General features: G+C 54.5%; 10 protein-coding genes. 4 read left to right on the top strand and 6 right to left on the bottom strand.

Annotated elements, in window-relative coordinates; translation table 11 throughout:
- Positions 1-793 precede the first annotated feature (793 nt).
- Complete coding sequence (locus tag ACFWW2_RS24185; protein WP_393932750.1) at positions 794-1,732, top strand: hypothetical protein; 939 nt, start codon at positions 794-796, stop codon at positions 1,730-1,732.
- On the opposite strand, the gene ACFWW2_RS24180 is transcribed toward ACFWW2_RS24185, so the two are convergent.
- The gene (locus tag ACFWW2_RS24180) at positions 1,733-2,572 is read right to left on the bottom strand and encodes a 2OG-Fe(II) oxygenase (RefSeq protein ID WP_393932748.1); all 840 of its coding nucleotides are present in this window, start codon (positions 2,570-2,572) and stop codon (positions 1,733-1,735) included.
- A 75-nt stretch (positions 2,573-2,647) separates the two neighbouring features.
- Positions 2,648-4,243 carry a VPLPA-CTERM-specific exosortase XrtD gene (gene xrtD, locus ACFWW2_RS24175; protein WP_393932746.1) on the bottom strand — a complete coding sequence of 532 codons (1,596 nt, stop codon included), beginning with the start codon at positions 4,241-4,243 and terminating at the stop codon, positions 2,648-2,650.
- Between the two features lie 289 nt (positions 4,244-4,532).
- Between xrtD and ACFWW2_RS24170 the strand changes: the two genes are divergently transcribed.
- Complete coding sequence (locus ACFWW2_RS24170) at positions 4,533-5,051, top strand: isopropylmalate isomerase (RefSeq protein WP_393932744.1); 519 nt, start codon at positions 4,533-4,535, stop codon at positions 5,049-5,051.
- On the opposite strand, the gene ACFWW2_RS24165 is transcribed toward ACFWW2_RS24170, so the two are convergent.
- From ACFWW2_RS24165 to ACFWW2_RS24155, 3 genes are read right to left on the bottom strand one after another with little or no spacing between them, the layout of a single operon-like run.
- A complete protein-coding gene (locus tag ACFWW2_RS24165) occupies positions 5,045-5,875 on the bottom strand; it encodes a CpsD/CapB family tyrosine-protein kinase (protein ID WP_393932742.1) in 831 nt (276 codons plus the stop codon). The two genes, ACFWW2_RS24170 and ACFWW2_RS24165, sit on opposite strands and share 7 nt — an antisense overlap.
- Before the next feature lie 2 nt (positions 5,876-5,877).
- Positions 5,878-7,350: a GumC family protein gene (locus ACFWW2_RS24160; protein ID WP_393932740.1), complete on the bottom strand. Its 1,473-nt coding sequence runs from the start codon at positions 7,348-7,350 to the stop codon at positions 5,878-5,880.
- 53 nt (positions 7,351-7,403) lie between these two features.
- The gene (locus ACFWW2_RS24155) at positions 7,404-8,267 is read right to left on the bottom strand and encodes an ExeA family protein (RefSeq protein WP_393932738.1); all 864 of its coding nucleotides are present in this window, start codon (positions 8,265-8,267) and stop codon (positions 7,404-7,406) included.
- 528 nt (positions 8,268-8,795) lie between these two features.
- On the opposite strand from ACFWW2_RS24155, the gene ACFWW2_RS24150 reads away from it, so the two are divergent.
- Positions 8,796-9,488, top strand: a complete 693-nt coding sequence (locus ACFWW2_RS24150; protein WP_393932736.1) for a sugar transferase — start codon at positions 8,796-8,798, stop codon at positions 9,486-9,488.
- Between the two features lie 132 nt (positions 9,489-9,620).
- Positions 9,621-12,026, top strand: coding sequence for a tetratricopeptide repeat protein (locus ACFWW2_RS24145; RefSeq protein WP_393932734.1), 2,406 nt, complete (start codon positions 9,621-9,623; stop codon positions 12,024-12,026).
- A gap of 28 nt (positions 12,027-12,054) precedes the next feature.
- Here the strand turns inward: ACFWW2_RS24145 and ACFWW2_RS24140 are convergent, their stop codons facing one another.
- Positions 12,055-12,339 carry a hypothetical protein gene (locus tag ACFWW2_RS24140; protein ID WP_393932732.1) on the bottom strand — a complete coding sequence of 95 codons (285 nt, stop codon included), beginning with the start codon at positions 12,337-12,339 and terminating at the stop codon, positions 12,055-12,057.
- Positions 12,340-12,353 lie beyond the last annotated feature (14 nt).

Raw genomic sequence — 12,353 nt, 5'->3', positions numbered from 1 at the left:
AATCGGGCAGATTGTTTCCGACGGCATATCCTACTGTTTCTGAAAAAATGACTAACGGTTCTTGGAAAAATCGCTGCCATTGACGACCCGGCGGCACTCAGACCCATACTCCACCGGCGCCAACTACCTTGCGCCGATTTATGCACAAAGCATTGAAAATTATATGTTTTCCGGGTCATTTTGGTCTTCTTCAGGGTCGTTATATTCAGGCCGAATCCGTGTCGGCCTAGGGGTGATATGGGTCGACCCATTTTCGTTCAACAACGGTGTATGGTGGGCAGTCTTTCGGGCGACATTTTGCCGACCGGTCAAACCGGAGTAAGCGACAATCACCCGTGACCTCGGGGCAAGGGACAATTTTTGTTTCCATTTTTAGTACAATGGAACTAAAGCGCGCGCGGTCATTTGTGGCGAAAATATGGCAAAGCGCCCTGTGCCGATTACTTTACCCTAAGGTCAATGACACAAAGCATATTTCTGCATTTGCTATGCAATGATGGCGATTCGGGGCATCCAAATTGCAGCGGTTTGTTGTCTGAGATGAGGTCAAATCTCTTGCCTGAGGGGAGTCAATGGAGACAGATGGTCGATATTGTTTCTGCTGTAAATCGTCTGAATCCAGCGTCGGGCAGACAGTGTCGCCGCAACCGCAACAAATGTCCTATGACACCCAAGCTAAGGCGCCCCTTTTGACGTATCTCTCGGCGAAACAATGACGATGCCTTTCAGCAACCGCACACTATATGATGTTGGCAAGCGAGTTTATCTGCATTTCAAGGGAAGGAGCGACGCATTGCGCTTACAACGTGGAAGAGTTTTCGTCATTTTTCTTTTGGCCGCCGCAGCTCTGGCGGCAGCATTCCGTTTCGGTTTCTCACGCCCCATGGATCAGGCCAGCTTTGATGCGCTCTATGCATCGCCGCAGCCTGTTCCCGATGGCCCACAACGTGTATTTCATTTGGGGCATAGCCTGGTGGGGCGGGATATGCCTGCCATGCTGGCGCAGCTGGCTGGCGACGGGCATCAATACGAAAGCCAGCTTGGCTGGGGCACACCGCTTAAGGCGCATTGGGAACCGGACGAACAGATCAACGGCTTTGATGCTGAAAATGATCATCCCAGATATCGCGACGCAAAACAGGCTGTCACGTCAGGCGACTATGATGCGATCATCTTGACCGAAATGGTCGAGATAAGAGACGCGATCAAATACCACGACGCGCCGACATACCTGCATCTTTGGGCAAAGGCCGGTTGGGACGCCGACTCATCGGTCCGCGTCTATCTGTACGAAAGCTGGCACCCGCTTGACGATCCGGATGGCTGGCTTGAACGGCTTGATCGGGATCTGACCCGTTATTGGGAGGATGGCGTGCTGCGCCCGGCGGTGTCACGCATGGATGATCCGCGACCGATCACGGTGATCCCCGCCGGGCAGGTCATGGCAAAATTCGTGCGCGAGGTCGAGGCCCGGGGCGGCGTAGACGGAATTGGCGGACGATCTGACCTGTTCAGCGACCAGATTCACTTCAACGATCTTGGGGCCTATCTTGTGGCGCTCACCCACTACGCAGTGTTGTATCAAACGTCACCTGTCGGGCTCCCCTATGCCCTCAAGCGCGCGGACGGCAGCGATGCGACCGCTCCATCAGCAGAGGCCGCCGAGCTAATGCAAACCGTCGTTTGGGAGGTCGTGCAAAACTATCCCAAGGCCGGACTACCCCAGACCTGATCAGATACCAAGTCGGCGCAACCGCGGCGCCAAGCGGCGGTAGAGGAAAGGCGGCAGCAGGTTACGCATCGTCGCATGCCGCGCTTCCAGCTTGTCGCGCTGGTCGGCTGTCCCCGGACGAGGCTTGAACAAAGTGCTGTGTGACTTGCGAGTCTCGTCCCAGGACGCCGTATAGTAATAAAGCGCAATCGACATACGCGGCTCGCCTTCGGGATGGTTCACCGTCTCGGGGTTTCCATGCCAAGAATCTGAAGAAGTGTTGAAACACACCATGCGGTTGAACAACGGAACAAAGCTTTTGACTTTGCCGTTCATATTCTTGTCCCACACCTCAAATGAACCACCCCATTCTTCCTTCCAATCCTTGTTGAGGTAGATGAGGACGTTCAAACGGCGTTCCAGGTTCATCTTGCCGTGGTGGTTAAAGTCGGCGTGGATATCCAGATGGCCACCGTTTGCGACCACATGAATGCCCGCACCGATGAAATAGGGATCAGGGATCAGGCCATCGATGCCTGTCAGTTCCTCAAGAAACGCGATGAACGGTCTGGAGTTCAGCGCATAGAACAGACTGCGGGTATAGGGCGGCAGACGCTCGGGGATATAGCTGGTTTTCAGCTTTTCCTGCGCACGGTTGAAGCTGCTTTCGGCTTCGGGAAGCTCTTTCAACTCTTCCTTGACCCGCTCAAGAACTTCGGGAGGCAGAAAGTTGTCGAACGACCCATGCGCATAAGGTTCTTGTGATTGGTAGGCCTCGGCAGCCGGCGCAGCCGCTTCACGCGCTGCTGCGGATGAAATCAGCAGGGTTTCAGGATCAATGGCATAAACAGGTTTGGTCATAGTAACTTCCACTCAAAAGGTTTTTGGCTCGGATTCGGAGCCGTCAGGCCCGCCTCTGGCTTTCAATATCTAATTTTACACGTCAGGTATGAACCTTGGCAATTGGCTAAGTAGATTTTGGCTTGCTTCGTTTAGCCGTGCCTCGGCCGCTGGCATACCGCTTGGGCCGTCAATGGGCGTGATCAGTCGCACAATCGCACTGTCGTTGCGACCATTGGTGATTTTGCCCTGCAAAAGTTGCATCTTGGCGGTCAAGGTCGAGGCCGTCCGCTGGCCTTGCTGTTCGAACCAGTAGTAGACCAGCATCCGGCTCGCATCCTTTTGGATGATCGCCCGGTTCAAGGTGAAAGGCGTATCGCTGGCGAAGGGTGCATCGACCTGACTAAGTGCCGCAATCTCCCACCCCGCGCCGGGCAGGCAAACCTCTGGCGAATGAACGCCACCTTTGTTCTGGTTCGCATACCAAGCGATGAAAAGCTCGACCTGATCTGCCCGATCAGGATGGGTCAATGTGGCCGAGTAGTAATCATCGGCCGCGAGGATCTGCTCGATGGTTGGGGCCAACGCACGCTGTGATCCGGCTTGCCACGGCCCGATCTCGGTTGGAAATAGTGCAAATGGCGTTCGTGACACAGTTACGATGTCCCGCTTGGGCAAGGCCTGCCAGGTGATAGCCATCAACACGACGAGAATTGCACTGCCGACAAATGCCCGCGATGGCTGCAGATACTGCAGACGCATGAACTGCTCACCCAAGCCGCGTGTATCCAGATCAAGTGCATCGGTCAGCCGCATCTTGTCCCGACGCAAGAACAACATACCCCACGCCAAAAGAAACAGAAGCAGAATGCAGGCCACGAAGATCACCCAGCCTTCGAAGAAGTGCGAAAACCCCTCCAGATGCGCGACGCCGTAGCTGTTGACGATGACGCCGGCAATCGCGATGCGTACCGCATTCATGAAGATCGTGATCGGCGCCGCCGATATCAGCAGAACCACCTTATGCCATGTGGGACCCCGGTAAAGGACCGCGAAGATATAGGAAAAGCTCAGGATCGGAAAAAGGTAGCGTAACCCAGAGCAGGCTTCGGCGACGTGAAGTTTGTAAACCCCAAGGTCGATGATGTTGCCTTCAAGGAAGACAGGCACTTGCAGCAGCTTAAGGAAATACACGCCAAGCTCTGATGAAACGCCCTGCAGATACGTCGAAACGCCGTAGTAGAGCGCGCCAGGCAAAGGCAGCATGTAAACCAGATGCAGGACGGGTGGCCAGAAATGCTTGCCCTGTTTCCAACCAAAACTGATCAGCAAAAGCGCGCCAACCCAAAGGATAAGACCGTATGTGACAAAATCCCCAATCCCGATCAGCTTGCCCGCAAGCGCCAAGAGCAGCGCGAATACCAAAAGAACAATGCCCGGTCGACGATCCAGTTGCATAGACGTATCGACAGGTACGGACTTTAGCTGGCGCAGGAACAAAAGCGCCGACAAGATCGGGATCAGCGGGCCATGACTATATTCCGGCAACTGCCACGCGGTCAGCAGCTCTTGAATACCCTCATCAAAAAAAATGCCGGCGCCGATCGTCATGACGAAAAGCCAGAACATACCCCAAGTAAACAGGGGGGCGACCCGTCCAAATGGTTGCGAGATTGTAGGTGTCTGCGACATGAAACTTGGTAAGGACTACTGAAATTGCATAAATGAGATAACCGCGTCCATCATACCGCAGTGGCACAAAAAACGCTACCATTTGCAACAAAGAATGTCGTGATGTGCTGATCTGGCCCCGGTCTCTCGAGCCAATGACAGGCTATCCTCATCGCCAACCACAGTTTGCGCAACGGTCTCAGCTCGGTAAGCTGCGAGGGTCCATTCATCAGAGGGAATGAAGGTGCTGACGACAATCTGGAACTGCGCGCATCGCACATGGCAGGTCGGCATTGGTGACCCCGGTATCATGGGTTGGGTCATTGTCGCAGTTTACGTACTGACAGGACTGGCGGCATTTCGAACGGCGAGCAGTGGCCGCTTCCCCTATCCGTCGGCGGGTCGCGAGCGGTTCTTTTGGCGCGCGCTTGGCTTGATCATGATTTTGTTGGCAATCAACAAGCAGCTGGACCTTCAGTCATTACTGACCGCGAGCGCCCGTTGTATGGCCCAGTTGCAAGGTTGGTACGGCTCGCGACGGGTTGTTCAGGTGGGCTTCATCATCGTTTTGTTGGCTTTGATGTCGCTGCTGGCAATCATAACCTTGACGATCCTTCGCGGTACCATGCGTCGGACCGGACTAGCGCTGATTGGATTAACAGTTGTGTTGGCATTCGTGGCCGTAAGAGCGGTGGGCTTTCACCACATGGATCAGCTAATCAACATGCGGTTTCAGAACATACGGGTGAACTGGATCATGGAAATGGCCGGGCCATTGATGATCCTCACAGCCTGCATACTGAACTTGCGAACCGACCGGAGTCAGTAGGTGCCATAGCTTTCCGCTGTATCAACATAGCGGCACTTGTTTAACACGACACCCAGCAGATTGGTCCGCGCTTCCAGATCCTGTTTGCATCGGTGGATTTCATCCATCGTCGTCGTCTCGGCTGCGCCGACAAGCAGCATACAGTCAATCTGATCCGTAAAGGCAATCGTATCGTCGGCAACCAGCATCGGCGGCATATCAAAGATCATGATATCAGGCTGATAGCGTTGTTCGATCGCATCAATCACATGGGCCGCATGAACGCTCTGCAGCAACTCCGCCGGGCTTTGGTTCGAGCTTTGCGGTACGGCAAAAGCCAGATTGTCACCGACCCGTTGAATGCTGTCATCAACCTTGGTTTGCACTGCAAGAACCGACGCAAAATTGGTGTTGTGACGCATGCCCAATATCCTGGCGATAGCCGGGCGACGCATATCCAATTCGATCACCATCACACGAATGTCACGCTGACGGGCGAGGCTAAAAGCGAGATTCAGACTGATCGTTGTCTTTCCGCATTTGCTGCCAGGCGATGTGATGGCGACCCGCCGCCATTTGTTGCTGCGCATCTCATGCAGCAGGTTGGTGCGCATCACGTCAAAAGGTGTCGCCGCCGCATTAGCCGCATATGTCATGACACGATTGCGGGTCAGCCGCTTGGGATTGATGTCGTGGTCCGGCAACTTCTGCCACAACTGCTCCAGCGCGAACTTCGCCTCATCAGGTGACAACTGTAGCGGGGCGGTGAACGGATTGTCGCGTTTCTGCTTGTTAAGTTCGCGCTCCTTACGGGCCTGTTCGATCGCGGTACGAATATGATCCATCACTAAATTCCCACTACGCCGCGCACTTTATCGACAATGATATCGATCGGCATGACATTCGTATGCACAAAGAACAGGCCAGCGGGCACACCCAGACCGACAACCAGCAAGATCAGCACGATGATCAGTGTGCGTGTTGCTTTCTGTCCGCCGGTCATCATGTAGGGCAACGTCGCAAACGGCTTGATACCCAGCGAATTTGTCAATTCAACGGGGCGGCGGATTGCGCGGTTCAGAAGCTCCAGCAAAAAGATCAGACCAACGCCTGCAGCCATACCACCGGCGGCACCACCAGCCAGAATCAGTTTTCTATTGGGCTTAAACGGTCCGCTTGGGACTGTAGCCTGTTCAATCACCACAATGCGTTGCCCTTTTGACATCGCCTCAATCCGGTCACCGGTGCGTGCTTCGCTCAACGCCTCTGTGGCCTGATTGAACTGCATCTGGATGTTTTCATAGTTGCGCTCCAAAGTACCCAATGTGATGGCGTTCTCTGGCGTTGCGTTGATGGTGGCAATCAACACTTCCATCTCGGCCTCAACCAACGTCTTTTGTTCGGCCAGAAAGCTGATCTGCCCATCAATGTCGGAAATCTGCAGATCATAGGCTGTCAACAGCTCAGTCTGGCGACCTGTCGTCCCGGCAATTTGCTCTTTCACGATCTCTTCGAGCGCGGCGACACGGGCCTGCAACGACCGCACACGCGGATTGGTCGGCGAATAAATGACCAGCGCAGATGCCAGCTCATCCTGCAACGCCCGCAACTGGCGCTGTTCAGGCGGCAGGCTGGCTTCATTGAGGTCAAGCCGTCCTGTCTGCTCGAATAGTTCTGCCAGTCGGGTGCGTCTGTCCGAGAGGGCCGCGAACTCGCGATCAATCTGCAAGACCCGTTCCTGCAAGGCCGATAGACGGGTGCGACGATAGTCCAGGCTTTCCGGTAACGCATCGCGGTGCTCCAGCTTGAACTGAAGGATGCGCGCATCCTGCTGCGCGAGCTCAGCATCCAGACGGCTGACTTCCTGTTGGAAGAAATCCAGCGTCTGACCCGACACAGTGGTCCGCAATTCGACATTTTGCTGCAGAATCTGGGTCAGCAGATCATTTGTAACCTCTGACGATGTTTCTGCCGATGGTGCCTCGAATGACACGAAAACCAATCCCGTGGTTTGTCCGTCACGCGGCAGGCTGAAACCGATACGGGACCGCATATCGTTGACAATTTCATCAGCGCTCATGGTGGATGCATCAGGATAAACATCAAAGCGACGCGCGATATCCAGAAGGTTGGCGCGGGTCAGCAGGCGCTGCTCGATGACACGCAGTAGCTCAGCGGCACCGGCGCGCACAGTCGACGGTGCCAGGTCGTCGGGGATTTGCGGGGATTCGACCAACAGCCGTGCCTGAGCACGATAAACAGGCGGCAAAGTATAGGCCAGCACCGCACCGGTTGTCGCGAAGATGATGAAAACTAACAAAAAATAATGAAAGCGCCTTAGGAAAAGCGAAATGTAAAACTTGATATCCGCAATCATAATTCTGCGTCACCCCTTTCATCGCCTGACCCCGGCGCAAAGAACGCACCATCAGCCAGAACGGCCTTTACATGTTCAGGGCCAACGATCTCGCGCTGTGCGATACATGCATATAACATCGACAGATCGCAAAGCTGATTTACCAGGCGCGGAATTCCATTGGTCGCCTCGTGGACAAGCTTGGCCGCATCCTTGTTGAACATGTGCTGTTTGCCACCCACACGTTCAATACGATGGACAATATAAGAATAAACGGTCTTTTGATCCATATGCTTCAGATGAAAACTGGCCGCGACCCGCTGCGCGAACTGCTTCATGTCCGGGCGGCGGATGATATCGCGTAGTTCCGGCTGGCCGATCAGGATCAATTGCAGTAACTCGTCCTTGTTTGCGTTGATGTTCGTGAACATGCGCAACTCTTCAAGCGACTCGCGGCTCATGTTTTGCGCTTCGTCAAAGATCAACATTACCCGTCGACCGGCTGCATATTCAGCGATCAGATACTTCTGGAATTGCGTAAACAGATCGACGTAGTTGGCTTCCGGATCAGCCGGTTGCGCCAGCGCCATCAGCACCCAACGCAAAAGCTCACCACGATCACCATGAGCATTGGACACCAGACCGATCGTCAGATCATCGTCGAGATTATTCAGCAGGTGTTGCATCAGCGTCGTCTTGCCCGCGCCAACCTCACCTGTGATCAGGGTGATCGGGGCATGGGTCATGACACCATATTCAAGCATGGTGTAGGCCCGCTTGTGATCGTCCGTCCAATATATGAAGTCTGGATCCGGCAAGAGCGAGAATGGTCGCTCAGACAGGCCAAAGAACTCCGTATATGGTGCAAAGGCGTTGTTCATGATGTCTGTTGCAGTCTAAAGGCTCAGGTTTCTTTGATCCGATGTGCTGTTAACGGATGTCGCAATGCATGGCAAAGTAATTGGTATCTGGCCACTTACATCGACTACGGCAGATTGGCAGGTCTTTCGCCGTCCCACATGTCGAAAAGGACAGGATATGAATGAAGCAGAGGATTGTGGCGCTGATTTGGCATCGCGAAGCACCTGCAATGCAAGGCGAATCGGGCCAACAAGTTCGAATTGTGGCTAAAATATAGCCAATGTATGGAAACCAACAGCATTTGCCGCCCCACTGAACCAATGATGGGCAGATGACTCACGCCTCAGTTGAAATTCTGTCGATTGTGACAAATTTCCTTGCTGAGGCCATTCCAACTCTGTTAATTTTTCATTAATGAAGCATTGAGCCGATTACAGGCTCCCAGGCTGAGTAGGGAAAGCCTGAGTTGAAGTGTTGAGTAACTGATGTAACCTGTGAGTAATGGCCATTTTGCCATGACGTTCTGTTTTTTTATGAGAGATTTTTAGATGTTTAATGAATCAACTGCCCGTCGAAGCGGGAGCGACAACCTAGCATTTGTTGCGAAATATGGCATTTTTCGGACAAAGCCGTCGCCAATCTACAAAGACGTCGTGAAGCGTGCGTTGGACACGGTGTTTATCGTGCTATCGCTTCCATTCCTGCTGCCGATCCTGTTGGTCATCGCTCTGATCGTGGCCCGCGATGGTCATTCGCCTCTTTATAGTCAGGAACGCATTGGCCGCGGTGGTCGTGCATTCAAGATGTGGAAGTTCCGCACCATGGTGCCGAACGCCGAGCGGAAGTTGAAAGATCTGCTCGCCACCGATCCTCAAGCGGCAAAAGAATGGCACGCCCATCAAAAGCTGAAGAACGATCCGCGGATTACAGCGATCGGTCAGTTGCTGCGCAAGACATCAATTGACGAATTGCCGCAGCTTTGGAACGTGCTGGCCGGCGACATGAGCCTGGTAGGCCCGCGCCCGATGATGACGGATCAGAAGGATCTGTATCCAGGCAAGGCTTACTTCGCCATGCGTCCGGGAATGACCGGCCTGTGGCAGATTTCAGACCGGAACAGCTGCACCTTTGCTGCACGGGCGTCCTTCGACACCGCCTATTACCAGAAAATGTCGTTGGCGACGGATTGCAAAATCATCGCTGCCACCGCTGGCGTTGTCGTTCGCGGCACAGGTTATTGATCGGCTTCTGAATTGACACGTCGGCGCCATCAACGGACATTGTCCAATGATGGCGTCTTGTGCATTGGTTTTCTGACCATCCTTGATTTTGGGCCCTTGACGCGTGAGTGAACAAAGGATGGGCCCTGATCCATGACCCGCATCTTGCCTAAGCTGATTGTGTTGCTGTTTTTCGCGCTCGCCGCCTGCGAAAGTGCCGAGGAAAGGGCGGAGCGCTATTACCAGTCAGGTCTGGCGCTGCTCGAAGCGGGTGATGTTGATCGCGCGCTCGTCGAGTTTCGGAACGTGTTTGCTGCAAATCCGCGACACGCCAAAGCGCGGCTGGCCTATGCCGACGCGCAGCGCGAACGTGGCCTGATCGCTGACGCTTATGGCCAATATGTCCGTCTTATCGAAACAGACCCGGACAATGTTGAGGCGCTTGTTGCGCTCTCAGAAATCGCAATCCTTAGCAGCGGATGGGAAGACGCCGAAACCTACGGGCGCGCCGTCGGCCCCCTCGCCCCCGAGGATGATCGCGTCATCACCGTAAACGCTATGCTTGACTATCGTGACGCTGTCATGACCGAAGAACCCGCCGCAGTCCCTGCCAAGGTGGCAGGCGACGTATTGGCGCGGGATCCGAACAGCACCATTGCACGCAAGATCGTCATCGACCATGCGATCATGCAGGGAGAGATCGACAGCGCATTGGAAACTGTTGAGGCCGGATTGGACATCGATCCCAACCAGCCGGAATTGCATGTCATCCGTGTCGGTTTGCTGAGCGAAGCAGGCGACCCCGCCAAAACGCAAGCCGCGCTGGAGCAGATGGCGGCACAATTCCCGGAAAACGAACAAGTCCAGCAGGAACTGATCGCGTGGTACATTTCCCGGAACGATCTATCCGCAGCAGAAACCTATCTGCGCGCACTTGCCGCTGCCGACGATGCAAGCGAAACCGAAAAGTTGACAGTGGTCGATTTTCTGCGGCAGACGCAAGGCATGGAAGCCGCACGCGCGGAACTGGATCGGTTGATTGCAACCGAAGATGACAACAGTTCGTACCGCGCCCTACATGCCACGCTGGCGTTTGCCCAAGGTGATCAGGACGCCGCCGTCGCTGAAATGGAAGGCATTATTGCAGAGAATGAGGCATCAGACAGTGTTCGCGATTTCAAAATTCTCCTCGCTCAGATGCTGGAAAGTCAGGGGAATACGGCGCAGGCGCAAACCTATGTAACCGAAGTGCTGGCAGAGGATGCCGGGCATATTGATGCGTTAAAGATGCAGGCTGGCTGGGCCATTGCGGATGATGATCCCAATGCGGCAATCATTGTCCTAAGGCAGGCGCTCGCAGAAGCACCGCGTGACATCAGCCTGATTACCTTGCTTGGTACCGCGCACGAACGGGCAGGCGATCATGACCTCGCAGGCGAACGCTATGCGCTGGCGGTCGAAATCTCGAATCAGGGCGTCGAACCATCCCTGAGACATGCCAACTTTTTACTTAGCCAAGATAGGTTGGAAGCGGCCGAAGCCGTCATATCGAGCGCCCTCTCTGTCGCGCCGCAAAACATCGAACTCCTGGCAAAGATGGGAGAGTTGCAGCTGCGGCAGGGCGAATGGAACAAGGTGACGCGCATTATCTGGCAATTGCGCGCCATGGATAACAGCCTTGCCAAAGACGTGGCAGATCGGACAGAACTGGCCCTTCTCAACAGGCAGCGGCGGTTCGATGAAACCCGTGTTTTCCTCGAAGAGATGATTGCCGACGGCGGCACCAGCATGGCCGCAAAAGCACAACTTATCGAAGCGCAAATCAGGGCGGGTCGTGTGGATGATGCTCGCGCATTCTTGAGTGAAGAGCTGGAAAAAGCACCTGAAGATCCGACATTGCGCTTCTTGCAAGCGGATGTTCATGTTCTCTTGGACGATCCGGCCGCTGGCGAAGCGGGATACCGCGAATTATTGGCGAGTTTTCCTGAAAATGAACTGGTGTTGGGGCGGCTCTTTGGTCTGCTGGTCGCACAGGACCGCCAGGAAGATGCAGACGCGGTTCTGGATGACGTATTGGCGGATGCACCCGACGCTATGATGGCCAATCTGGTCAAAGCATCGCGGCTGGAAGCAATAGGTGACTTTGACGGTGCCATCGCGATTCTTGAAAATCTGTATGCCAATGACAGCAGTAATCTGGTCGTTGCAAACAACCTTGCCAGCATGATCACGACACGACGTGACGATGACGAAAGCGTCCAACGGGCCTATGCCATTGCCGCCCGGATGCGGGGAACGGATGTGCCACAGTTTCAGGATACGCTTGGTTGGATTGCCTACCGGCAGGGCAATTTCGACGAAGCGCTGACATATCTCGAACCCGCCGCGCGTGGCCTGCCCGACGATGCACTTACACACTATCACCTCGGGTTGACCTATCTTGCGCTAGAGCGGCCAGGCGACGCGCGGAACGCATTGGAAAAGGCGATCACACTTGGTGAAGGTCAAGACCTGCCGCAAATGAAACGGGCAGGTGAATTGCTCGCAGAACTACCCTGAAGCAAGTGGCATGAGGATTGAAGTAGAGTCAGTGTCTTGCGGTGCTAACCGCCCTGGGCATCGCCTTCGGTGACACCTTTCGCTCAATCGGTTTGGGCCTGCCGGCAAACAGCACCAACACAAGACCCATCCCGAGTGCGCCAAAGATACTGTGGCAAAGCAGTGCAATCCAAATTGAATAACCCAGATACAACGCAATCACATTTGCAACCGTTCCGGCAACCACGCCAGCAAACACGGACTGCAGCAAAATCGACCCGCCCGTCGAGGGTGCGTCAATCTGCTGTTCTTGCGTGTCGTCCAATCGTGTCATGCGACAGTGTTCTC

Origin of the sequence: Yoonia sp. R2-816 (genome assembly GCF_046762905.1) — a bacterium.
In the GTDB taxonomy this organism is placed as follows: domain Bacteria; phylum Pseudomonadota; class Alphaproteobacteria; order Rhodobacterales; family Rhodobacteraceae; genus Yoonia.
Note: the sequence above shows the minus strand (reverse complement) of the source record. Positions and strands in the feature narration are given on the sequence as shown.

Coding starts and splice junctions, on each gene's coding strand:
- ACFWW2_RS24180 (WP_393932748.1), bottom strand. CDS start 2,572: ATGACCAAACCTGTTTATGCCATTGATCCTGAAACCCTGCTGATTTCA.
- xrtD (WP_393932746.1), bottom strand. CDS start 4,243: ATGTCGCAGACACCTACAATCTCGCAACCATTTGGACGGGTCGCCCCC.
- ACFWW2_RS24170 (WP_393932744.1), top strand. CDS start 4,533: ATGGGTTGGGTCATTGTCGCAGTTTACGTACTGACAGGACTGGCGGCA.
- ACFWW2_RS24165 (WP_393932742.1), bottom strand. CDS start 5,875: ATGGATCATATTCGTACCGCGATCGAACAGGCCCGTAAGGAGCGCGAA.
- ACFWW2_RS24155 (WP_393932738.1), bottom strand. CDS start 8,267: ATGAACAACGCCTTTGCACCATATACGGAGTTCTTTGGCCTGTCTGAG.
- ACFWW2_RS24150 (WP_393932736.1), top strand. CDS start 8,796: ATGTTTAATGAATCAACTGCCCGTCGAAGCGGGAGCGACAACCTAGCA.
- ACFWW2_RS24145 (WP_393932734.1), top strand. CDS start 9,621: ATGACCCGCATCTTGCCTAAGCTGATTGTGTTGCTGTTTTTCGCGCTC.
- ACFWW2_RS24140 (WP_393932732.1), bottom strand. CDS start 12,339: ATGACACGATTGGACGACACGCAAGAACAGCAGATTGACGCACCCTCG.